This window comes from Streptomyces sp. Pv4-95 (assembly GCF_045782725.1).
Lineage (GTDB): Bacteria > Actinomycetota > Actinomycetes > Streptomycetales > Streptomycetaceae > Streptomyces.
On the sequence record NZ_CP127172.1, the window covers coordinates 3,675,275 to 3,696,912 of the forward strand.

At 71.6% G+C, this 21,638-nt stretch carries 18 protein-coding genes; 5 read left to right on the top strand and 13 right to left on the bottom strand.

The features are described 5' to 3' along the window. Nucleotides 1-23: 23 nt before the first annotated feature. Complete coding sequence (locus QOM21_RS16125) at nucleotides 24-2,549, bottom strand: ATP-dependent Clp protease ATP-binding subunit (RefSeq protein ID WP_393896452.1); 2,526 nt, start codon at nucleotides 2,547-2,549, stop codon at nucleotides 24-26. Between the two features lie 615 nt (nucleotides 2,550-3,164). On the opposite strand from QOM21_RS16125, the gene QOM21_RS16130 reads away from it, so the two are divergent. Next, nucleotides 3,165-3,791 (top strand): SCO3374 family protein, encoded by a 627-nt coding sequence (locus tag QOM21_RS16130; protein WP_407555696.1) that lies wholly within the window; start codon nucleotides 3,165-3,167, stop codon nucleotides 3,789-3,791. Here the strand turns inward: QOM21_RS16130 and QOM21_RS16135 are convergent. The 10 genes from QOM21_RS16135 to QOM21_RS16180 all read right to left on the bottom strand — a co-directional run bounded on the left by QOM21_RS16135 (nucleotide 3,722) and on the right by QOM21_RS16180 (nucleotide 12,193). Then, complete coding sequence (locus QOM21_RS16135) at nucleotides 3,722-4,057, bottom strand: Lsr2 family protein (protein WP_393896453.1); 336 nt, start codon at nucleotides 4,055-4,057, stop codon at nucleotides 3,722-3,724. The genes QOM21_RS16130 and QOM21_RS16135 overlap by 70 nt on opposite strands. A gap of 157 nt (nucleotides 4,058-4,214) precedes the next feature. After that, the gene (locus QOM21_RS16140) at nucleotides 4,215-4,733 is read right to left on the bottom strand and encodes an amino-acid N-acetyltransferase (protein WP_407550788.1); all 519 of its coding nucleotides are present in this window, start codon (nucleotides 4,731-4,733) and stop codon (nucleotides 4,215-4,217) included. 9 nt (nucleotides 4,734-4,742) lie between these two features. Further along, complete coding sequence (locus tag QOM21_RS16145) at nucleotides 4,743-5,234, bottom strand: BlaI/MecI/CopY family transcriptional regulator (RefSeq protein ID WP_407550790.1); 492 nt, start codon at nucleotides 5,232-5,234, stop codon at nucleotides 4,743-4,745. A 134-nt stretch (nucleotides 5,235-5,368) separates the two neighbouring features. Next, nucleotides 5,369-5,548 carry a hypothetical protein gene (locus QOM21_RS16150; RefSeq protein WP_407550791.1) on the bottom strand — a complete coding sequence of 60 codons (180 nt, stop codon included), beginning with the start codon at nucleotides 5,546-5,548 and terminating at the stop codon, nucleotides 5,369-5,371. A 45-nt stretch (nucleotides 5,549-5,593) separates the two neighbouring features. Further along, nucleotides 5,594-6,223 carry a hypothetical protein gene (locus QOM21_RS16155; RefSeq protein ID WP_407550793.1) on the bottom strand — a complete coding sequence of 210 codons (630 nt, stop codon included), beginning with the start codon at nucleotides 6,221-6,223 and terminating at the stop codon, nucleotides 5,594-5,596. Between the two features lie 121 nt (nucleotides 6,224-6,344). Then, nucleotides 6,345-7,142 (bottom strand): type III pantothenate kinase, encoded by a 798-nt coding sequence (locus tag QOM21_RS16160; RefSeq protein WP_393896457.1) that lies wholly within the window; start codon nucleotides 7,140-7,142, stop codon nucleotides 6,345-6,347. A gap of 5 nt (nucleotides 7,143-7,147) precedes the next feature. After that, complete coding sequence (gene nadC / locus QOM21_RS16165) at nucleotides 7,148-8,197, bottom strand: carboxylating nicotinate-nucleotide diphosphorylase (RefSeq protein ID WP_407550795.1); 1,050 nt, start codon at nucleotides 8,195-8,197, stop codon at nucleotides 7,148-7,150. Then, nucleotides 8,194-9,969, bottom strand: a complete 1,776-nt coding sequence (locus QOM21_RS16170; protein WP_407550797.1) for an L-aspartate oxidase — start codon at nucleotides 9,967-9,969, stop codon at nucleotides 8,194-8,196. The genes nadC and QOM21_RS16170 overlap by 4 nt, the downstream gene beginning before the upstream one ends. Next, entirely contained in the window at nucleotides 9,966-11,141 is a 1,176-nt protein-coding gene (gene panC, locus QOM21_RS16175; RefSeq protein ID WP_407550799.1) for a pantoate--beta-alanine ligase, read from the bottom strand. The genes QOM21_RS16170 and panC overlap by 4 nt, the downstream gene beginning before the upstream one ends. Beyond that, complete coding sequence (locus QOM21_RS16180) at nucleotides 11,138-12,193, bottom strand: Rossmann-like and DUF2520 domain-containing protein (RefSeq protein ID WP_407550800.1); 1,056 nt, start codon at nucleotides 12,191-12,193, stop codon at nucleotides 11,138-11,140. Before QOM21_RS16180 ends, panC begins: the two co-directional genes overlap by 4 nt. Before the next feature lie 263 nt (nucleotides 12,194-12,456). On the opposite strand from QOM21_RS16180, the gene QOM21_RS16185 reads away from it, so the two are divergent. Then, nucleotides 12,457-13,821: a threonine aldolase family protein gene (locus QOM21_RS16185; RefSeq protein ID WP_407550802.1), complete on the top strand. Its 1,365-nt coding sequence runs from the start codon at nucleotides 12,457-12,459 to the stop codon at nucleotides 13,819-13,821. A gap of 538 nt (nucleotides 13,822-14,359) precedes the next feature. After that, nucleotides 14,360-15,463, top strand: a complete 1,104-nt coding sequence (locus QOM21_RS16190; protein WP_407550803.1) for a DUF5937 family protein — start codon at nucleotides 14,360-14,362, stop codon at nucleotides 15,461-15,463. A gap of 212 nt (nucleotides 15,464-15,675) precedes the next feature. Here QOM21_RS16190 and QOM21_RS16195 read toward each other — a convergent pair whose 3' ends face one another. Continuing rightward, a complete protein-coding gene (locus QOM21_RS16195) occupies nucleotides 15,676-16,359 on the bottom strand; it encodes a response regulator (protein ID WP_407550804.1) in 684 nt (227 codons plus the stop codon). A 362-nt stretch (nucleotides 16,360-16,721) separates the two neighbouring features. Next, nucleotides 16,722-17,927 (bottom strand): sensor histidine kinase, encoded by a 1,206-nt coding sequence (locus tag QOM21_RS16200; RefSeq protein ID WP_407550806.1) that lies wholly within the window; start codon nucleotides 17,925-17,927, stop codon nucleotides 16,722-16,724. A gap of 215 nt (nucleotides 17,928-18,142) precedes the next feature. Here QOM21_RS16200 and QOM21_RS16205 point away from each other — a divergent pair, with 215 nt between their 5' ends. Together QOM21_RS16205 and QOM21_RS16210 are read left to right on the top strand one after the other, a co-directional pair. Beyond that, nucleotides 18,143-19,171, top strand: coding sequence for an SAM-dependent methyltransferase (locus QOM21_RS16205; RefSeq protein ID WP_407550808.1), 1,029 nt, complete (start codon nucleotides 18,143-18,145; stop codon nucleotides 19,169-19,171). A 339-nt stretch (nucleotides 19,172-19,510) separates the two neighbouring features. Further along, nucleotides 19,511-20,653 (top strand): NADH-quinone oxidoreductase subunit D, encoded by a 1,143-nt coding sequence (locus QOM21_RS16210; RefSeq protein ID WP_407550809.1) that lies wholly within the window; start codon nucleotides 19,511-19,513, stop codon nucleotides 20,651-20,653. The last annotated feature ends 985 nt before the right edge of the window (nucleotides 20,654-21,638 follow it).

Below are 21,638 nucleotides of genomic sequence, written 5' to 3' on the forward strand. Positions count from 1 at the left end.
GTCGTGCGGTGCGCGGACGCGGGTCAGGCGTCCTTGCTCAGGTTCGGACCCGAACCGCCGGCCGCGGACTCGATCGGCGGGGCGTCCGGCAGAGCCGACTTCTCCTCGCCGCGGAAGGTGAACTTGGCGGTGTCACCCTCGCCCTCGACATCGACGACCACGATGTGGCCCGGACGCAGCTCGCTGAAGAGGATCTTCTCCGAGAGGGCGTCCTCGATCTCGCGCTGGATCGTCCGGCGCAGCGGCCGGGCGCCGAGCACCGGGTCGTACCCGCGCTTGGCCAGCAGCGACTTCGCCTCACTGCTGAGCTCCAGACCCATGTCCCGGTCCTTGAGCCGCTCGTCCACCTTGGCGATCATGAGGTCGACGATCTGGATGATGTCTTCCTCGGTCAGCTGGTGGAAGACCACGGTGTCGTCGACACGGTTGAGGAACTCGGGGCGGAAGTGCTGCTTGAGCTCTTCGTTGACCTTGTTCTTCATCCGCTCGTAGGAGGACTTGGTGTCGCCCTGGGCCGCGAAGCCCAGGTTGAAGCCCTTGGAGATGTCCCGGGTGCCGAGGTTGGTCGTCATGATGATGACCGTGTTCTTGAAGTCCACGACCCGGCCCTGCGAGTCGGTCAGGCGACCGTCCTCCAGGATCTGCAGCAGCGAGTTGAAGATGTCCGGGTGGGCCTTCTCGACCTCGTCGAAGAGCACGACGGAGAACGGCTTGCGGCGCACCTTCTCGGTGAGCTGGCCGCCCTCTTCGTAGCCGACGTAGCCGGGAGGCGAACCGAACAGCCGGGAGACCGTGTGCTTCTCGCTGAACTCCGACATGTCGAGGGAGATCAGCGCGTCCTCGTCGCCGAAGAGGAACTCCGCCAGCGTCTTGGACAGCTCGGTCTTACCGACACCGGACGGGCCGGCGAAGATGAACGAGCCACCGGGACGCTTGGGGTCCTTCAGCCCGGCGCGGGTACGGCGGATGGCCTGGGAGAGCGCCTTGATGGCGTCCTTCTGGCCGATGACGCGCTTGTGCAGCTCGTCTTCCATCCGCAGCAGACGCGAGGACTCCTCCTCGGTGAGCTTGAAGACCGGGATGCCGGTGGCCGTCGCCAGAACCTCGGCGATCAGCTCCTCGTCCACCTCGGCGACGACATCCATGTCGCCGGCCTTCCACTCCTTCTCCCGCTTCGCCTTCGCGGCCAGGAGCTGCTTCTCCTTGTCGCGCAGGCCCGCGGCCATCTCGAAGTCCTGCGAATCGATCGCGGACTCCTTCTCCCGGCGCACGTCGGCGATCTTCTCGTCGAACTCGCGCAGGTCCGGCGGCGCGGTCATCCGGCGGATCCGCATCCGGGAGCCGGCCTCGTCGATCAGGTCGATCGCCTTGTCCGGCAGGAAGCGATCGGAGATGTAGCGGTCGGCCAGGGTGGCGGCGGCGACCAGGGCGGAGTCCGTGATGGAGACGCGGTGGTGCGCCTCGTAGCGGTCCCGCAGGCCCTTGAGGATCTCGATGGTGTGCGGCAGCGACGGCTCCGCGACCTGGATCGGCTGGAAGCGGCGCTCGAGAGCCGCGTCCTTCTCCAGGTGCTTGCGGTACTCGTCGAGCGTGGTGGCACCGATGGTCTGCAGCTCGCCTCGCGCCAGCATGGGCTTGAGGATGCTCGCGGCGTCGATCGCGCCCTCGGCGGCACCCGCACCCACCAGGGTGTGGAGCTCGTCGATGAACAGGATGATGTCGCCGCGGGTGCGGATCTCCTTGAGGACCTTCTTCAGGCGCTCCTCGAAGTCACCGCGGTAGCGGGAACCGGCGACCAGGGCACCGAGGTCGAGGGTGTAGAGGTGCTTGTCCTTGAGAGTCTCGGGCACCTCGCCCTTGACGATGGCCTGCGCCAGGCCCTCGACGACCGCCGTCTTGCCGACGCCGGGCTCGCCGATGAGGACCGGGTTGTTCTTGGTACGGCGGGACAGCACCTGCATGACCCGCTCGATCTCCTTCTCGCGCCCGATGACCGGGTCGAGCTTGGTTTCACGAGCGGCCTGGGTGAGGTTGCGGCCGAACTGGTCCAGGACGAGCGAGGTCGAGGGCGTGCCCTCGGCCGGGCCGCCTGCGGTGGCGGCTTCCTTGCCCTGGTAGCCGGAGAGCAGCTGGATGACCTGCTGCCGCACCCGGTTGAGATCGGCGCCCAGCTTCACGAGAACCTGGGCGGCGACGCCCTCACCCTCGCGGATCAGGCCGAGCAGGATGTGCTCCGTACCGATGTAGTTGTGGCCGAGCTGGAGGGCCTCGCGGAGCGAAAGCTCCAGGACCTTCTTGGCACGGGGGGTGAAGGGAATGTGCCCGGACGGAGCCTGCTGGCCCTGCCCGATGATCTCCTCCACCTGCTGGCGGACCGCCTCGAGCGAAATCCCGAGGCTCTCCAGGGCCTTAGCGGCGACACCCTCACCCTCATGGATCAGGCCCAGGAGAATGTGCTCGGTGCCGATGTAGTTGTGGTTGAGCATCCGGGCTTCTTCCTGAGCCAGGACGACAACCCGCCGCGCGCGGTCGGTGAACCTCTCGAACATCGTTAATCGCTCCTCAGAGCGGTCAGGCAGTTAGGGGTCGGTCCCCTCCCTGTCCTTCCGCATGCTAGTCCCGCAGGGCGGGACAGCTCATTCCAACTGCCGACACCCGTCCTTGGCCTCCTGCCCCGAACAGCCGACATCTGCTCCAACCCGATGGTGCGAGACGATGTTCCCGCAGGCCAGGCATATACGCCCTCCGCCACTACGCCCGTGGCGAACGCACCCTTTGTCGACACGCCCGTCGACCCGCCCGCCCTCGGCGCGGGCCCGGCGCATTGCACGCGGTCACACCGTTTCTTCCCACTGGGAATGTCTTACCCGCCGTCACTGACACTCCATGCGGCGTGGGGCCGTTCCATCCGCTACGGGCGAACAACCGCACGCCACTGAATGCGCCACCACACCCCCCTCTACCAGCACGTTACGTATTCAGCCGTCAACCCAGCGTAACTTCCCGGGTATTCGGCAGTTGCACCGGGCATGGCCCGCGCGCTTCCGCGACCCCGCAGCCCTCTCTCCGCCGTACGCCGGTGGTACGAGGAGGAGCTGGGCTGGGCGACCACCGGCACGGAGCCGGTGGAGCTGCTCACGGGGCTGCGCTTCGACGCCCTGGAGATGCCGGCCGACGCGGGCGCCGGCGTACTGCGCAGGCTGCCGCGCACCGGCCCGGTGGCGCTGCTGCGTGACCCGCGCGGCTCCCGCGGTCCGCACGGCCCCCGCCGCGCGGAATGCGGCGGCTGGTGCGCGCGATGCGGACGCGACGGGAAACGCCATGCTGATCGGCCGAAATTACTCATCCTCATCGCGGCGGGTGGCGCGGAGGAACTCCCGGGAATCCTGGAATGGCTGGAGTGGGGCGACCTCGTACCAGATCTCACGGCACGCGGGGCCGGAGACCGGATGCCCGCCCCCTCGCTCCCCAGTCCCGCGTTACGTGCGGCCGGCCCGCCGTCCTGCGGATTCGGCACGCGGGAGGCCGCGGGGTGGCTGCGACCTCCCGAGCCAGGCTGCGAGGCCGGTAATTCCCTGCCCATCACGGGGTTCGGGGCAGGAATCGGGGACGTTGGGGGCGCCCCCGACCTCGTACGACTCGTGGGCGCGGCGGCGACGGAATGCCACCGGGCCCGGTTGCTGCGTGCTCGTAAAGCCCAATCGGATCGCGCGTGCGGCGATCAGCCGTTGGCCTTCTCGTATGCCTCACGAATGTCGGCGGGGACACGGCCACGGTCATTGACGTTGTAGCCGTTCTCCTTCGCCCAGGCGCGCACCTTGGCGGTGTCCTGCGTGCCACCGGCGGCCGCACGGGCCTTGCCGCGGCCCGAGGAGGCACGACCACCGGTACGGCGACCGGCCTTGACGAAGTCGGCGAGCGACTCGCGCAGCTTGGCAGCGTTGGCGGTGGTGAGGTCGATCTCGTAGGACTTGCCGTCGAGAGAGAACGTGACGGTCTCGTCGGCTTCGCCGCCGTCGAGGTCGTCGACAAGAAGAACCTGAACCTTCTGTGCCACCGGGTTTCCCTTTCATCGAATGTGGATTACGACGGAAAGCAAACCGCTTTTCCCGGAAAAACACAAACCCTTGGGTAGGGTTCAGTTGCCCGCAGAGCGGGGAACGCATCCTTCCGTAGCCATGAGATAGGGGAGCGATTCGGACATAGAACACTGTTCACAGGTGCAGAAGCATCCGACTGTTACCCAGGGTGTTCGGCTTCACTCGTTCGAGACCGAGGAACTCGGCAACGCCCTCGTCATAGGAACGCAGCAGCTCGCTGTAGACATCACCGTCAACGGGAGTCTCGCCGATCTCCACGAAGCCGTGCTTGACGAAGAAGTCGACTTCGAAGGTGAGACAGAAAATTCGGCGTACTCCGAGCCAGCTCGCGGTGCTCAGCAGCTTGTCGAGGACTTGGTGTCCCACACCGGAGCCCTTCAGCTGCGGGTCCACGGCGAGAGTGCGCACCTCTGCCAGGTCTTCCCACATCACATGGAGCGCCCCGCAACCGACCACGGCGGCATCTTCGTCCCGCTCGGCCACCCAGAACTCCTGGATGTCCTCGTAAAGGGTCACGGTGGCTTTGTCGAGCAGGATCCCGTCCCGCGAGTAGGAGTCGATGAGGCGGCGTACGGCCGGTACATCGCTGGTCCTGGCGCGGCGGACGGTGAGGCCTTTTGAATGCGGAGGCATGCGGGGACGCTATCGCCCCTTGCCGGCATCGCCCGCTTCGGGTTCATCGCCTTCGGCCGGTGGTCCTTCTTCCGGCGCTTGCGCGGCTTCCGGAGCCGCGGGTTCAACGGGTGCCACGACTTCTGCCGCTTCGGGTGGCTCATCGACCTGGACCATGCGTACGGCATCGCGCAGAGCATGCCGTTGTTCCGGCGACATCATGCCGAAGAAGGCCACGAGAGCGGCCGCCGGGTTGTCACTCGCGGACCATGCTTCGTTCATCAGTGCGGCCGAGTAGGCGGCGCGGGTCGAGACCGCCTCATAGCGATAGGCGCGGCCTTCCGCTTCGCGGCGCACCCAGCCCTTCTGATGGAGGTTGTCCAATACGGTCATGACCGTCGTGTACGCGATCGACCGTTCCTTCTGGAGATCTTCCAGGACTTCTCGAACGGTGACCGGGCGGTTCCACTCCCAGACCCGCGTCATCACCGCGTCTTCCAGATCACCCAAGCGTCTCGGCACACAAGAAGAATAGTGGGAAATGTCGCGAATGACGGTTGATCTCGCAGCGTTGTGCGGGAAAAAGGATGTACGACCCGGGACGATCAATCCCGGGCCGTACGGTGTGTGCGGGCCGCCCGAAAGGCGGCGGGGCGTCAGGCGCCGTGTGCCGTGGGGCCCTGGTGGGCGGCTTCGGCGCGGGTGAGCGCGGCGTCCACGGCGGCGTCTTCCTTGGATTTGTTCGCGCCACCCTGGCTCTTGACGATCGTGACGATCAGCCCGGTGAAGGCCGCCGCCATCACCACGGGCGGAAGCAGCGCTGAGACGTAATCCATGGCGTGGGCCTCCTTGAGACGTGAGGTTTCCAGGGTACGCAGCGCTCAGGCGGTCCGGGTCTCGGGGGGCGGGGCGGGCTTGCGCCGGGGCGGGAAGACCTCTCCCGGCGTGGGGATGGGGCGGCCCGGCTTCGGGGGCTGCGACTGCGGCTTCGGCGCGGGACGCGGCTCCGGCTCGTCGTCGGGGCGCTTCTCGGGCTCGTCGCCCGACCGGCCGCCGGGCAGCGCCCGCAGCCGGGCGCGCACGGAGCGCTCGGCCAGCCGCTCGCAGTGGCGCAGCAGCGCGGTACGGCGCTCGCTCTCCACCGCTCCGGTGCGCCGGGCGTTCAAGGCGCGCAGGGCGGCGAGGTCGTCGGGACCGGGGATGTAACCGGTCGCCAGGACCTCTTGGAGCTGGGCCAGATAGCCGGCCGCGGAGCCCGGCAGGGCTTCGCGGTAGCGGGCGAGGTCGGCGAGCAGAAAGGCGCGCAGCCGGCCGCCTTCGTGGACCGCCTCGTCCACCGCCTCGGCCAGCCGGAGATATTCCTGGATGTCCTCCGTCCGGTCCGGGGCGAAGGCGCCGAACGGGGCGGAGGGGGACGTCGACTGCAGGACATGGGCGAGGGCGCGACGGAGCACACGCAACTCATCGGCACCGAACGCCATGCCGCCGCGGGATCCGTAGGGCATAGGCATGCCGTGACTTTACGGCTGTTTCGGACAAATGCCGCTTAATTCGCATGCTGTGGCGCGGCCGCGAGCCGCGCCACATCGCACGTGGCGGAGGTGCCGGTCGTGCTCCTTCAGATCCTGCCGGTCACGACCGGGCGATGTTCCGTTCGTAGACCAGCCGCAGGCCGATGAGGGTGAGCCATGGCTCGTGCTCGTCGATCACCGAGGACTCGCCCAGCACCATCGGCGCCAGACCGCCGGTGGCGATGACCGTCACCTCGTCCGGATCCTCGGCCAGCTCCCGGGCCATCCGCTGCACGACGCCGTCGACCTGGCCCGCGAAGCCGTAGAGGATGCCGGACTGCATCGCCTCGACGGTGTTCTTGCCGATGACGCTGCGCGGCCGGGCCAGCTCGATCTTGCGCAGCTGGGCGCCCTTGACCCCCAGCGCGTCCACCGAGATCTCGATGCCCGGCGCGATCACCCCGCCGACGTATTCGCCGCGGGCACTGACCGCGTCGAACGTGGTGGCGGTACCGAAGTCGACGACCACTGCGGGCCCGCCGAACAGCTCGACCGCCGCCAGGGCGTTGATGATGCGGTCGGCGCCGACCTCCTTGGGGTTGTCCATGAGGATCGGCACGCCCGTCTTGACGCCCGGCTCCACCAGGACCGCGGGGACGTCGCCGTAGTAGCGGCGGGTGACCTCGCGCAGCTCGTGCAGCACGGAGGGCACCGTGGAGCAGATGGCGATGCCCTCGATGCCGTCGCCCAGCTCCTCGCCGAGGAGCGGGTGCATGCCCATCAGGCCCTGGAGCAGCACCGCGAGTTCGTCGGCGGTGCGCCGGGCGTCGGTGGAGATCCGCCAGTGCTCGACGATCTCCTCGCCGTCGAAGAGGCCCAGAACGGTGTGGGTGTTGCCCACGTCAATGGTCAGCAGCATGGCGGTCAGGCATCCTCGGGCAGGTCGTCGTCGCCCTCGCGCAGGTCGAGGCCGATGTCGAGGATCCGGGAGGAGTGCGTGAGCGCGCCCACCGCGAGGTAGTCGACACCGGTCTCGGCGTACGCCCGGGCGTTGTCCAGGTTCAGCCGGCCCGACGACTCCAGCATCGCGCGGCCCTTGACGAGGGCCACCGCCTCCCGGGTCTCCTCGGGGGTGAAGTTGTCCAGCAGGATCAGATCGGCGCCCTCGGCGAGGATCGGCGGGATCTGGTCGAGGCGGTCGACCTCCACCTCGATCGCCAGACCGGGGAACTCCGACCGTACGGCGGTGAACGCCGCGGCGACGCCGCCCGCCGCGACGACGTGGTTGTCCTTGATCAGTGCCGCGTCCGACAGCGACATCCGGTGGTTGACGCCACCGCCGCAGCGCACCGCGAACTTCTCCAGGGCACGCAGCCCCGGGGTGGTCTTGCGGGTGTCACGGACCTTGGCCCCGGTGCCTTCGAGGGTGTCCGCCCAGGCCCGGGTGGCGGTCGCGATACCCGAGAGCCGGCACAGGATGTTCAGCGCGCTGCGCTCGGCGGTGAGCAGGTCGCGGGTGCGGGTGGTGACGCTCAGCAGGCGGGTGCCGGCCTCCACCCGGTCGCCGTCCTCGACGTGCCGCTCCACCGCGAACTCGTCGGTGCAGACGATGGACAGGACCGCCTCGGCGATGCGCAGCCCGGAGACCGTACCGGCCTCACGGGCGGCGAAGTCGCCGGTGGCCACCGCGTCCTCGGGGACGGTCGCCACGGTCGTGACGTCCACCCCCTGGTCGAGGTCCTCCTCGACGGCCATATGCGCGATGTCCTCGACCTGGACGGGGTCGAGTCCGGCGGCCACCAGGAGGGCGGCCAGGTCGGGGTCGAGGCCGCAGGTGAGCGGGTCCAGCTCGTAGGCGCCGTCGTCGGCGCCGCCGCCGCAGCCGCAGGCGTCGCCGCAGCCGCCACCGGTGGGGGCGCTGCTCGCCTGCCCGCCGATCTGGAGGAGAGGGAGGTCGTCGGGGGTGCTGCTCACGGGGTGGGCTCCGAATCGGGGGAGGTGGTGGGCTGAGGGGTGGTGCGGAGCGGCTGCCGGGCGAGGGTCGCCGGGAAGCCCGCGGTGTCCGTCGTACGGATCGTCAGCGCACGGTCCGCGTCGAGGGTGATGCGGAAGTGGCGGCGCCAGGAGACATCGTCCCGGTCGGGGTGGTCCTCGCGCCAATGGCAGCCGCGGGTCTCCTCGCGGCGCTGCGCGGCGGCGACCAACACCCGGGCCACGCACAGCAGGTTGGTGGCCTCCCACGCCTCCACGCCGGGCGTGGGCGGCTTGCCGACGGCTCCGTCGGCCCCCTGCGCCGCCCCGGCCGCCGCACGGTGGATGCGGTCGAGCGATTCCGCGGCCCGCGCGAGGCTCTCGGCGCTGCGCAGCACGCCGGCGCCCGTCGTCATGATCCGCTGCACCGCGATACGGGTCTCCGGCGGGAGGAGCCGCAGCGTGGCGGGCTCCGGGGCTGGCGCGGACGCCGGGGCGGCGGCCGGCTGCGCGGCGATGTCCGCGGCGATCCGCTCGGCGAAGACCAGGCCCTCCAGAAGGGAGTTGGAGGCGAGACGGTTGGCGCCGTGCACGCCGGTGCACGCCACCTCGCCGCAGGCGTAGAGGCCGGGCACGGTCGTACGGCCGTACAGGTCGGTGCGGACACCACCGGAGGCGTAATGGGCGGCGGGGGCCACCGGTATGGGGTCGGTGACGGGGTCGATGCCGTGGCTGCGGCAGGCGGCGAGGATGGTCGGGAAGCGGCTCTCCCACATCGCGGCGCCGAAGTGGCGGGCGTCCAAGTACATGTGGTCGGCGCCCTGTTCGTGCGCCCGCCGCATGATCTCCTTGGCGACGATGTCGCGCGGCGCCAGCTCGGCGAGTTCGTGCCGGCCGACCATGAAACGGGTGCCGTCGGCGTCGACGAGGTAGGCGCCCTCGCCGCGCACCGCCTCGGAGATGAGCGGCTGCTGGCCCTCGGCGTCCGGCCCCAAATACAGGACGGTGGGGTGGAATTGGACGAATTCGAGGTCGGACACCTCGGCGCCGGCCCGGAGCGCGAGCGCCACCCCGTCGCCGGTGGAGACGGCCGGGTTGGTGGTCGCGGAGAACACCTGCCCCATGCCGCCGGTGGCCAGGACGACCGCCGGGGCGTGCACGGCGCCCACGCCGTCGTGCTGCCCCTCCCCCATGACGTGCAGGGTCACGCCGGACGTACGGCCCTCGGCGTCGGTGAGGAGGTCCAGCACGAGCGCGTTCTCGATGGTGCGCAGCCCGGCGTCGCGGACGGCCTCGACGAGCGCGCGGGAGATCTCGGCCCCGGTGGCGTCGCCTCCGGCGTGCGCGATACGGCGGCGGTGATGGCCGCCTTCACGGGTCAGCGCGATCTCGTCGGTGCCCGGGGCGGTGTCGAAGCGCGCGCCGGTGGTGATCAGTCGCTGGACGGCGTCGGGCCCCTCGGTGACCAGGGCCCGGACGGCTGACTCGTCGCACAGGCCGGCCCCGGCGACGAGGGTGTCGGCGAGGTGCTGCTCGGGGGTGTCGCCCTCCCCGAGCGCAGCGGCGATGCCGCCCTGGGCCCAGCGGGTGGAGCCGTCGTCCAGGCGGGCCTTGGTGACGACGACGGTCCGGCGGCCGGCGGCGGCACAGCGCAGCGCGGCGGTCAGACCCGCCACTCCGGATCCCACGACGACGACATCCGCGGCGATGGACCACCCGGGGGCGGGGGCATTGAGGCGTATGCCGGGGCCGGTGCCTGTTCCGGTGGCGGTCATCGGGTCGCTCCGAGGGGTCCTGGTGTGGTGGTCGGTGACGCGGCGGGATCGCCGGTCCCGGGTGTGCGGTGGTGCGCCGGGGCGGTGCCTGGGGCCGTTCCGGCGGCCTGCTCGGGGTCCTGCTCCGGGGTGGCCTTGCCGAAAGTGAGGCGGATGTTGTCGATGAGGCGGGTGGTACCGACCTTGGCGGCGATCGCGAGCACCGCCTCGCCCTCGTAGCCCTCCGGGACCTCGGTGAAGTCGGACGGGTCGACCAGGGCCACGTAGTCCGGCACGAGCGGCGGGTCGAGGCGGGCCGCGTCCTCCAGGACGGCGCGGGCCGCGGCCAGCGCGACGGACGGGCCGTGCGGCGGCCCCGACGCGGCGTAGGCGACGGCGTGCGCGTCGGCGGCGGCCCGGTCCTCGCCCAGCGCCGCCAGCGCCGCGGACCGGTCCGGTGCGGGGTGACCTGCGAGGGCGGCGCGGACTCGCAGCGCCTCCTCGGCGGCGAGCCGGTCGCGGGCCGCGAAGAGCGCGGCGGACAGCGCCAGCGCGGTGCGCCGCTCCTCGGCGGAGAGGTAGCGGTTGCGGCTGGAGAGGGCCAGGCCGTCGTCCTCGCGGACCGTGGGGACACCGACGATCTCGACGGGGAAGTTGAGGTCGGCCGCCATCCGCGTGATCACCGCGAGCTGCTGGGCGTCCTTCTGCCCGAAGAACGCCACATCCGGGGCGGAGAGGTGCAGCAGCTTGGCGACGACCGTCAGCACGCCGTCGAAGTGCCCGGGGCGGCTGGCGCCCTCCAGAGGGGTGCCCATAGGGCCCGCGGTGATCCGGATCTGCGGCTCGCCGCCCGGATAGACCTCGTCGGCGGACGGCGCGAAGACCACGTCCGCACCCGCCCGGCCGGCCAGCACGACATCGGCGTCAAGGGTGCGCGGATAGCGGTCGAGATCCTCGCCCGCGCCGAACTGCAGCGGGTTGACGAAGACCGTCACCACGACCTGGCCGTCCGCGCCGACGCGCTCGCGGGCCGCGCGGATCAGGGTGCCGTGCCCTTCGTGCAGGGCCCCCATCGTCATCACGACGGCACGCCGGCCACTGCGACGCGGCAGCTCGCGGAGATCCGCGGCGGTGTGCACGAGCCGGGTACGCGGGTCCGGAGCGTCGCCGGTGCCCGGCCGGGCGGCGGTCATCGGTCGTCTCCCTCGGGGGCGTGGCCCGGGGACCCGGGGCCTTCGTCGGAGCCGGGCCCGTCGTCGGCACCGGGGGTGTGCGGGGGGCCGTTCGGGCTCTCGCCGGACGTGGACGTGTCGGGGCCGGGCTCCTGGACGCCGGAGCCCCGGCCGCCCTCGGCGAGCACCTCCAGCAGGTCCTGGGCCAGCTCCGGCTTGAGCAGACCGTGGTCCAGCGCCCGGTCGGCCGTCATACGGGCCATCGCGAGGTATCCGGCGACGCTCTGCGGCGCGTGCGCGCGCAGCTCCTCGACGTGGGCGGCGACGGTGCCGGCGTCACCGCGGGCGACCGGCCCGGTCAGTGCCGCGTCACCGGAGCGCAGGGCGTTGTCCAGGGCCGCGCCGAGCAGCGGGCCGAGCATCCGGTCCGGGGCCGCCACACCCGCCAGGCTCAGCAGCTCCATGGATTGGGCGACCAGCGTGACCAGGTGGTTCGCGCCGATGGCGAGGGCGGCGTGGTAGAGCGGACGGGCCGATTCCGCGATCCACTCGGGCTCGCCGCCCATCTCGATGACCAGGGCCTCGGCGGCCATCCGCAGCTCGACGGGCGAGGTCACGCCGAACGAGCAGCCGGCCAGCCGCTGGACGTCCACGGTGGTGCCGGTGAACGTCATGGCCGGATGCAGGGCCAGCGGCAGCGCACCGGCGCGGGTGGCCGGATCGAGCACCGCCGTGCCGAACCGGCCCGATGTGTGCACCAGCAGCTGGCCCGGCCGGACCGCACCGGTCTCGGCGAGGCCGCTCACCAGGCCGGGGAGGGCGTCGTCGGGGACGGTCAGCAGCACGAGGTCCGCGCGGGCGAGGACCTCGGCGGGGCTGACCAGGGGGACGTCGGGCAGCAGGGCCGCGGCACGTCGTACGGAGGCGTCGGAGACCCCGGACACGGCGACCGGGTGGTGCCCTGCGAGCTGCAGCGACGCGGCGAGGGCGGGACCGACGCGGCCGGCGCCGACGACTCCTACGGAGAGTCGGGCGGGGCGGTCCTGGGCCTCGGTGGGTGGGATTGCATTCACGCGGCGATGGCCTTCCGTTCCAGTCCGCGGGGGGTACCGGACGATTCGTGGCCATGCTACGCGAGTGTTTCGGGCGGACTTCAGAGCTGTACGGAGGGTGAGACGGGCGTTCTCGTCCGGCGGTTATCCACAGGGGTCGCGGAGGCGTGCGGGGGTGGGCCATGCTCGATGCGACGGAGCGAACGGAACGGCAGGTGGGGGCCATGCGGGTAGGGGACGGGCAGGTAGGGGTCGGACGGGTGGGGGTCGGACAGGTGGCGGAGATGAGCGAGAGCGGTCGGGCGCGGGGGCAAGGGCACGGCGGCGGGGCCGCGGAGGGGGCCGACGGCGGAGCGGGAATCCGGCGGCCGGGCGCGCACAGCCCGGACGTGGAGGCGCGGGCCGAGAGCGCGGGGACGCGAGCGGGCCGGGCGGGACCGGCGGGCGGTGCGGAACCAGTAGGCACTGCGGAACCAGCAGGCCCTCCGGGAGCCCTGGGTCGTGACGGCGGCCGGTCGGAGCGGGACCGGTTCCTTGCCGCGCTGCACGGCTCGGAGCGGGTGCTGGCCGACGGCCCCACGGGCGAGACGGTCCGCGAGCGCCTCAGCCGCCTGGTGGCCGAGGCTCCCGCCGCATACGACCTCGACGACTGGACCGATGTCTACGGCAACGACGACGGCGTGGTCGGAGAGCTGGAGCGCAGGACCGCCGAGGCCCTGGGCACCGAGGACGCCGCCTTCTTCCCCACCGGCACGATGGCGCAACAGGTGGCGCTGCGCTGCTGGGCGGGACGGACGGGCAACACCACCGTCGCAGGCCACCCGATGTCCCACATGGAGGTCCATGAACGCGACGCATTCGCGGTGGTCAGCGGGCTGCGCATGGTGCATCCGACGGGCGAGCCACGGCTGCCGACCGCCGCGGAGGTCTACGACCTCCAGGAGCCGTTCGGCACCCTCGCCCTCGAACTGCCGCTGCGCGACGCGGGGTTCGTGCTTCCGGAATGGGGCGAGCTGACCGGGGTGGTCCAGGCGGCGCGCGACCGTGATGCGGTGGTGCACTTCGACGGCGCCCGCCTGTGGGAGTGCACCGCACACTTCGGTCGGCCCCTCCCCGAGATCGCCGCGCTGGCGGACAGCGTCTACGTCTCCTTCTACAAGTCGCTGGACGGCATCTCCGGTGCCGCGCTGGCCGGCTCGGAGGACTTCGTCGAGGAGGCCCGGGCCTGGCGGCACCGGTACGGCGGGCAGCTGTTCCAGCAGTGGCCGGCCGCGCTGGCCGCTCTCGTCGGGCTGGATCGCGAGCTGCCCCGGCTGCCGGAGTACGTCGCGCACGCCAGGGTCGTCGCGCACGCCCTGCGCGACGGTCTGGCCGAAGCCGGTGTGCCGTGGTTCCGGGTGCACCCCGAAGTGCCGCACACCCACCAGTTCCAGATATGGCTGCCGCACCCGGCCCGGATACTCAACGAGGCCGGACTCCGGCAGGCGGAGGAGACAAAGACGACGCTCTTCCGGAAGTGGTTCGAGGCGGGCCCGCCCGGGGTGTCGATGACCGAGGTGACGGTCGCGTCATCCGCAGCGCACTGGCCGACCGGAGAGGTGCGCACCGCTCTCGACGACTTCCTGAGGCGCGTGGGCGGCCAGCCGTGAGTTGGCGGGGTCCGGTGCGCCCGGGGTGGCGGGATCTCCGGAGGGGTTCGATGCGCCCGAGGTGACCGGATCTCCGGAGGGGTTCGATGCGGCAGAGAGGTTCGAAGGGGCAGCGGGGTTCGATGGGGCAGAGGGGTGCGGACCGGTGTGGGGCAGGTCGGTGGGGCGTCCGGTCGGAAGGGGGGAGGTCGGGTCGGTCGGAAGGGCGGCAAGGCGGCCGGTCAGCAGGCGGGCCGTTGCGGTTGCCGCGGCGCGCAGGGCGCGTCGGGTGCGGGCGGGAAGCCGGTCGGCCGGGTCGGTGACAACGGCGTGGAAGCGGCGCCACTCGCGGATGTCGCGGACAGCGCGGACGGTGCCGGCTCCCGGGAGAACAGGCGCCTCCTCGCCTCGTCGGGCGGCGCGGTAGGCATCGAGCAGGTGCTGCTGGCTGGCGTTCATGTCCCTCACTCTGCGGCCGCCGCCCAGCTGTCGGCGCGTCGATTGACGGGAGCCGTCAATCGATAACCGTGCAGGTCCCGGCCTCGCGCATGATGGGCACATGGCCAACGTCATCGACATCACCGGGCTGCCGCCTGAGCGCATCGTCTTCGCCCCTTCCCCCTTGGCGGAGCTGGGCGCCGCGCTGCACGCGCTGTCCGAGCCGGGGCACCACCCCGGGCTGCACGGCTGGGTCACGGCGACCGCCGCGTCGCTGAAGACCGACCTCGCCGACCGGCTGTGCGAGGCGGACTTCCTGTGGCGGTCCGCCCGCTCCGACCTGCTGGTCCCGTCCCGGCCCGAAGCGACGCTGGCCCAGGAACTCGACGCGATGGACACCATCGACGACGAACGCTTCGTGGCCGCCGCGTTCGAGATCACCTGCTCGGCGAGTTACACCCGCTGCACACCCTCTCCCCTGGTCGACGCGGGCGAGCGGGCGAGGGTACGGGAAATGGCCGCCGCTCGCGGGCCACGGCAGGCGGCGTTCACCGACCGGATGCTCACCGACCCGGACGGCATGCGGGTGTGGCTCCGCAGGCTGCTGGAGGACTGCGAGGAGGCGTTCTTCGGGGACATCTGGCAGCGGGTGGGCATCCAACTGGCCGCCGACGCCCGCCACAAGACCGAGCTGCTGCGCCACAAGGGCCTGGCCGAGACACTGTCCGCGACGTCGAGGGCACTGGCCCTGGAGGAGGCCCCGGACGGCGGAAGTCGCATTCTGGTGGACAAGCTCGCCGGAGGACGCACCACGGCCTTCGCGAACCCCGCGGACCCCGGGATCACCTTCCTGCCGACCTCGTTCGGCTGGCCGCACCTGGTGGTCAGCTACGCGCCCGGGTGGCGCCCGGTACTGCAATACCCGGTCGCCGGCCAGGAGTTGCCGGCGCCGGCCGAGCTGGAACTCGTACAACAGCGGTTGGAGGCGCTGGGCCACCCCATGCGGATGCAACTGTGCCGGTCGCTGTCGCGGGGGCCGCACACCACGGGGGAGCTGGCGACGGCCTTCGGGATCACCTCACCCGAGGTGTCCCGTCACATCGCGACCCTGAAGAAGGCGGGCCTCATCCAGACCCGGCGACGGGGACGCTACGTGCTCCACCAGCTGGACCTCCAGGTGGTGGCCCGCCTGGGCAGCGACTTCCTGGAGGGCGTGCTGCGCTGAGGTGGGGGCGGGGAGGGGTGGAGGTGGTGGGCGGGGGGGGGAAGGGCCCCGGGGGAGGAGAAGGGGGGACGGGGCGATGTGCGGCTGGCGGCTGGCGGCTGGCGGCTGGCGGCTGGCGGCTGGCGGCTGGCGGCTGGCCGGATTTACTCCGTCCGTGCTCCCCGCTCGCCGTGCCCGCCGCCCGCGTTCACCCCGTCCCCCGACCGGACTCCTTACGCGCCCGCGCTCCCGGCCCGCACCAGGCCCGTCTCGTAGGCGAGCACCACGGCCTGGACCCGGTCCCGCAGGCTCAACTTGGTGAGGATGCGGCCCACATGGGTCTTGACGGTGGCCTCGGACAGCACCAGCTTCGCCGCGATCTCGCCGTTCGACAGCCCCTGCGCGACCAGCAGCAGCACCTCGCGCTCACGGTCCGTCAGCCGGGCGAGTTCGGGGCGCGCCGGCTCGGCGGACGTCGCGGGCAGCATCGGCGTGAAGCGGTCCAGCAGGCGGCGCGTGGTGGACGGCGCGACCACGGCATCGCCGCTGTGCACCGCCCGGATGGCGGCGAGCAGCTCACTCGGCGGCACATCCTTGAGCATGAAGCCGCTGGCCCCGGCCTTCAGCGCGGAGAAGGCGTACTCGTCCAGGTCGAAGGTGGTCAGGATGAGGACCTTCGGTGCCTCCTCCTTGCGCCCGTCCTCACAGACCCGACGGGTCGCCTCCACACCGTCCAGATGCGGCATCCGCACGTCCATGAGGATCACGTCGACATGGACGGAGCGCAGCACCTCCAGAGCTTGCAACCCGTCGCCCGCTTCGGCGACGACCTCCATGTCGGGCTGCGCGGCCAGCACCATCCGGAAGCCGGTGCGCAGCAGCGCCTGGTCGTCGACGAGCATCACGCGGATCGTCATGGCAGGGGGTCCCTTCGGGAGTCTGACTACAGCGTACGGAGCGGAGGCAACGGGCTGGTCGGGAGAGGAGTGGGGTGAGGTGGGATGCGGGGTGGGGTGGGGGAAGCGGGGGCGATGCGGTTCACTCGCTCGCAGCCGTCACCTCGCCGGCTCCCGGCGCGTCCACACCCATCGGGTCCCGCCCCCCATCAGGACCGCCCCATTCGGTCCGCCCCATCGGGTCCGCCCCATCGGGTCCGCCTGGCCGCATTGACGCCCATCGTGCCCACTTCCGCCCCGGCCCCTTGGCCCCGTCCGCTTGCCTCGTACGCGCTCACCGCGTCCGCGCTCATCCCACCCACGCTCACCCGTCCCGTCCCCACTCACCGCGTCGGTTTCAGGGGCAGTACGGCGCTGACCCGGAAGCCGCCGCCCTGCCGGGGGCCCGCCTCCAGCCTGCCGCCGACCATGCCGACGCGCTCACGCATGCCGATCAGGCCGTGGCCGAGGCCGTCGGCGCCGCCCTCTTCGTACAGCTCGTGCTGCGCGCCCCGCCCGTCGTCCTCGACCAGCAGATCGAGATCTTCGTCCTTGTATTCGAGGCGGACCGTGGCACCGACGTCCGGCCCGCCGTGCTTGCGGGTGTTGGTGAGCGCCTCCTGCACGATGCGGTACGCGGTCAGTTCGACGCTGCTCGGCAGCGGCTGCGGCTCGCCCTCCACCCGGAAATCGACCGGCAGGCCCGCGCCCCGCACCTGGTCGATCAGGTCGGAGAGCTGCTCGACGCCCGGCTGCGGCACGTATTCGCCGCCCTCGGACTTCTCCCCCGTGCGCAGCACCCCCAGCAGCCGGCGCATCTCGGCCAGGGCCTGCCGTCCCGTACCGGAAATCGTCTCCAGTGCCTGTCGGGCCTGTTCGGGCGCGGCGTCGAGAACATAGGCGGCGCCGTCCGCCTGCACCACCATCACCGACACGTTGTGCGCGACGACGTCGTGCAGCTCGCGGGCGATCCGGGCCCGCTCCGCCGCGACCGCGATCCGGGACTGCGCCTCGCGCTCCTTCTCCAACCGGGCCGCCTTCTCCTCCAGTTGCGCCCAGTAGGCGCGGCGGGTGCGGATGGAGTCGCCCAGCACCCACGCGAGGACGAACGGCACGGTCAGCAGGGCGGTATAGGCGCCGACCTCCCAGAGGGGCCTGTCCACGGGGGTGTTGTCGAAGCGCCAGATGGACAGTGCGGGGCCGGTGAGGGCGCCGGCGAGGGCGAAGCGGGAGGCCCAGCGGGTGGCGGAGGTGCCGGATGCGACGGTGTAGATGATCACGAGCATCGCGAAGTCGGCGGGGTTCGTCTCGATGTTGAAGATCAACTGCCCGATGCCGATGGCGGCCGTCAGCAGCAGCATCTTCTCCGGCGCCCGGCGGCGCAGCGCGATGACGAGGCACAGTCCGACGGTGCAGACAGCGCCGTAGATCTGCTGAGCGCTTTCGAGGTCGGAAGCGATCCACAGGCAGTTGAACCCGAGGAGGAGGAGGGCCCAGAAGGAGTCCACTCCTGTCGGGTGCCTGCGAAGGAAATCGTAGAGGCGCTGCACGTAACCCAGCGTAGGCACTCGGATAGGTGTACGGGTCAACCGCTGGAGCGATCCTGCGCGCCGGGACTACTCCCCAAGGTGGAGACGGAGTACGCCGAGCTGCGGGCGGCGCGAGCTGCGGATCAGGGCATGTCGGTGCCGTGCCCCTCCCCGCTTCCCTCCCCGTGCCGGGACCCGTACGGGCGCGCGCCCCGTCCGCCCGTACCGTGGAGCGCGTGACGAACGAGTGGTGCGGCTGGCTGGATGCGACGGAGCGGGCGCTGTACGGCCCGGAGGGTTTCTACACCCGTCCCGGCGGCCGGGGCCCCGCCGACCACTTCCGCACCTCCGTGCACGCCTCCCCTCGCTATGCCGACGCCGTCGCCCAGCTCCTCTGCCGCGTCGACGAGGCCTTGGGCCGGCCGGACGAGCTGGCCCTGCTCGATGTGGGCGCGGGCCGTGGCGAGCTGCTGAAAGGTGTCCTCGGCGCGCTGCCCGACGCGGTGGGCGCGCGCGTCCGCCCGTACGCCGTCGAGCGCGCCGCGCGCCCCGCCGGTCTGGACGCACGTATCGAGTGGCGGGCGGAGCTGCCCGCCCCTGGCTCGCTCACCGGCCTGCTGTTCGCGAACGAGTGGCTGGACAACGTGCCGGTGGACGTCGTCGAGACGGACGCCGAAGGGGTGCCGCGCCGTGTACTGGTCCGCGCCGACGGCACGGAGCGGCTGGGCGAACCCGTCGACGGGCCGGACGCGGAGTGGCTGAACCGCTGGTGGACATCGTCCAAGGCCCCTGGCGCCGCATCCGACACGGCCGGCTCCCCCGGGCTGCGGGCCGAGATCGGCCGGCCTCGCGACGCGGCGTGGGCGCGGGCGGTCCGCACCCTGCGCTCCGGGCTGGCGGTCGCCGTCGATTACGCGCACGACCGGTCCGACCGCCCGCTCTTCGGCACCCTGACCGGCTTCCGGGAAGGCCGCGAGGTGACGCCGGTCCCGGACGGCGGCTGCGACATCACGGCGCATGTCGCGCTGGACGCCTGCGCCGGGCCGACAGCCGAGCTGCTGACCCAGCGCGAGGCGCTGCACGCCCTCGGCGTGGACGGCCGGCGCCCGCCGCTCGCCCTCGCCTCCACGGACCCGGCCGCCTACGTGCGGGCCCTCGGCGCGGCCGGAGCGGCGGCGGAACTGACCGATCCGGCGGGCCTGGGCGCCTTCGGGTGGCTCCTGGAGCCGGTGGGCGGGACGTGCACGGGGCTGCTCACGACGTAAGGCGGCGAACCGGCCGTCGGGCGGCGTCTGGTGCGTACGGCGTGAACGGGGCCCTGCCACCGGACGGCCCCCGGTGCGTACGGCATAAGCGGAGCCCGGCCGTCGGGCTGCCTCTGGTGCGTACGGCGTGAGCGTGACCCGGCCGCCGGGCGGGCGGCTTGAGGTCCGTACGGCGGTGGCGGGACCCGTCCACCTGCCGCGAGCCCGAGTCTCACGACCGCGCCCCGGCCTCCACCCACCACCCGGCCCATGACCACCGGCTTGGCCACCAGCCTCGGCCACCCGTCTTAACCACCAGCCCTCATCCACCCGCCCGCAGCGAACTGCGAGACTGTTCCCATGACGGAGACGACGGTCGGCATCGGCGGCGCGGCGGAGAGCACCGACATGGTGCTGAACATCGGCCCGCAGCACCCCTCCACGCACGGCGTGCTGCGGCTGCGCCTCGTCCTGGACGGCGAGCGCATCGAGCATGCGGAGCCGGTGATCGGCTATATGCACCGCGGCGCCGAGAAGCTCTTCGAGGCGCGCGACTACCGGCAGATCATCATGCTCGCCAACCGTCACGACTGGCTGTCGGCCTTCTCCAACGAGCTGGGCGTGGTGATGGGCGTCGAGCGGATGCTGGGCATGGAGGTCCCTGAGCGTGCGGTGTGGACCCGGACGCTCCTCGCCGAGCTGAACCGCGTCCTCAACCACCTCATGTTCCTCGGCTCGTACCCGCTCGAACTGGGCGGAATCACCCCCGTCTTCCACGCCTTCCGCGAGCGGGAGGAGCTGCAGACCGTCATGGAGGAGATCTCCGGCGGACGCATGCACTACATGTTCAACCGCGTCGGCGGCCTGAAGGAGGACCTGCCGGCCGGCTGGTTGGGCCGTGCCCGGCACGCCATCGCCGAGGTCCGCTCCCGGATGGACGTCTTCGACAACCTGGTCCTCGGCAACGAGATCTTCCGCGGCCGCACCAGGGGCATCGGAGTCCTGTCCCGCGAGGCGGTGCACGCCTACGGCGTCTCCGGGCCCATCGCGCGCGCGTCGGGCGTCGACTTCGATCTTCGCCGTGACGAGCCGTACCTCGCGTACGGCGAGCTGGCCTCCACCCTCAAGGTCGTCACCCGCGAGGAAGGCGACTGCCTGGCGCGGTTCGAGTGCCTGCTGGACCAGAGCCACAACGCCCTCGATCTCGCCGACGCCTGCCTGGACCGCATCGCGGACCTGCCGCCGGGGCCGATCAACCAGCGGCTGCCGAAGGTGCTGAAGGCCCCGGAGGGCACGACCTACGCGTGGACCGAGAACCCCCTCGGCATCAACGGCTACTACCTCGTCTCCAAGGGCGAGAAGACCCCGTACCGCCTCAAGCTGCGGTCGGCGTCCTTCAACAACATCCAGGCGCTGACGGAACTGCTGCCGGGCACGCTGGTCGCCGACATGGTCGCCATCCTCGGCTCGCTGTTCTTCGTCGTCGGCGACATCGACAAGTAGATCGACAAGCGGGCCGAACTCCGGCGGCGCGCAGCGGCGGGCGAGGGGCTGAGCACCCGAGCCGGCCTTGGGCTGCCCATGACTGCCGAGCGGGGCGATGGCGCACACCTCCGCGCCCATGACATCCATCGGGGTCTGGCGACGATTCTCGCGTTCACGCAGTAGCGCGCCGCTGAGGGCGGGGTGGAGTCGCGAGGCCATCCCATCCACACCCTGTGGATAACTTTTCGTCTGTACGCAGCCCCATGGGCGGGCGGCATTGCACATATGGGTCCTCGCCACCTGGACGCCCCCGTCCGCCCCAGGCGGGGCCCCACCACCGCAGCCTCTAACGCGGCGACCGCAACGCATGACACGACCACCGCGTGGTGCGGCAGAGGTGATGGGCGGCCGGCGCACGGGCACGCACCGGCAGAGATACCACCGGTGAGGCGTGCAGTCGGCGAACGCGTGCGGTCGGCACAGCAGCGTCACCCTTCAAGCGGCTCATCCCTGCAAGCGGCCCTGCACGACGCCTCAACCGCCCCTGCGCGACATCGCGGCCCTGCCACGCGAGAACTGCGTAGATCGGTGTAGGTCGGTGTAGGTCGGGACAGATCGGCGTAGAAGGCGCGCGCCGCCGGCCATGGCCCGCCCTGGACCAGGCGCCGCGGTGGGTGTCGGCCGTCGCGCGAAGATCCTCGGGAAACCAGCCCGCCGCCAACTTCAGACGCCCTACGGCTCCTCCGGCTCGACCGGGGCCCTCGGCTCCTCCGGCTCGACCGGGCCTCGCCCCTGCCCCCGCCCTCGTCCCCGCCTCCCGAAGGGGACCGCGATCAAGCGGCCCTCACCTGTCGCCCCTCACCTGTCGCCGAGAGCGCGCATGGGATGCCCTTCGCTTCGTCCGCCGGGCCGGCCGGGCCCGGCATGGACACACGGTCCTTCTGCGCCGCCGCGCCGGGTCCACACCCCGAGCGCCCCTCGTGGTCGTCGAGGCACCTCGTGG

What these genes read in the sequence shown, in the direction of transcription:
- QOM21_RS16125 (WP_393896452.1), bottom strand. Translation starts at nt 2,549, where the DNA reads ATGTTCGAGAGGTTCACCGACCGCGCGCGGCGGGTTGTCGTCCTGGCT.
- QOM21_RS16130 (WP_407555696.1), top strand. Translation starts at nt 3,165, where the DNA reads ATGCCGGCCGACGCGGGCGCCGGCGTACTGCGCAGGCTGCCGCGCACC.
- QOM21_RS16140 (WP_407550788.1), bottom strand. Translation starts at nt 4,733, where the DNA reads ATGCCTCCGCATTCAAAAGGCCTCACCGTCCGCCGCGCCAGGACCAGC.
- QOM21_RS16150 (WP_407550791.1), bottom strand. Translation starts at nt 5,548, where the DNA reads ATGGATTACGTCTCAGCGCTGCTTCCGCCCGTGGTGATGGCGGCGGCC.
- QOM21_RS16155 (WP_407550793.1), bottom strand. Translation starts at nt 6,223, where the DNA reads ATGCCTATGCCCTACGGATCCCGCGGCGGCATGGCGTTCGGTGCCGAT.
- QOM21_RS16160 (WP_393896457.1), bottom strand. Translation starts at nt 7,142, where the DNA reads ATGCTGCTGACCATTGACGTGGGCAACACCCACACCGTTCTGGGCCTC.
- QOM21_RS16170 (WP_407550797.1), bottom strand. Translation starts at nt 9,969, where the DNA reads ATGACCGCCACCGGAACAGGCACCGGCCCCGGCATACGCCTCAATGCC.
- panC (WP_407550799.1), bottom strand. Translation starts at nt 11,141, where the DNA reads ATGACCGCCGCCCGGCCGGGCACCGGCGACGCTCCGGACCCGCGTACC.
- QOM21_RS16185 (WP_407550802.1), top strand. Translation starts at nt 12,457, where the DNA reads ATGAGCGAGAGCGGTCGGGCGCGGGGGCAAGGGCACGGCGGCGGGGCC.
- QOM21_RS16190 (WP_407550803.1), top strand. Translation starts at nt 14,360, where the DNA reads ATGGCCAACGTCATCGACATCACCGGGCTGCCGCCTGAGCGCATCGTC.
- QOM21_RS16195 (WP_407550804.1), bottom strand. Translation starts at nt 16,359, where the DNA reads ATGACGATCCGCGTGATGCTCGTCGACGACCAGGCGCTGCTGCGCACC.
- QOM21_RS16210 (WP_407550809.1), top strand. Translation starts at nt 19,511, where the DNA reads ATGACGGAGACGACGGTCGGCATCGGCGGCGCGGCGGAGAGCACCGAC.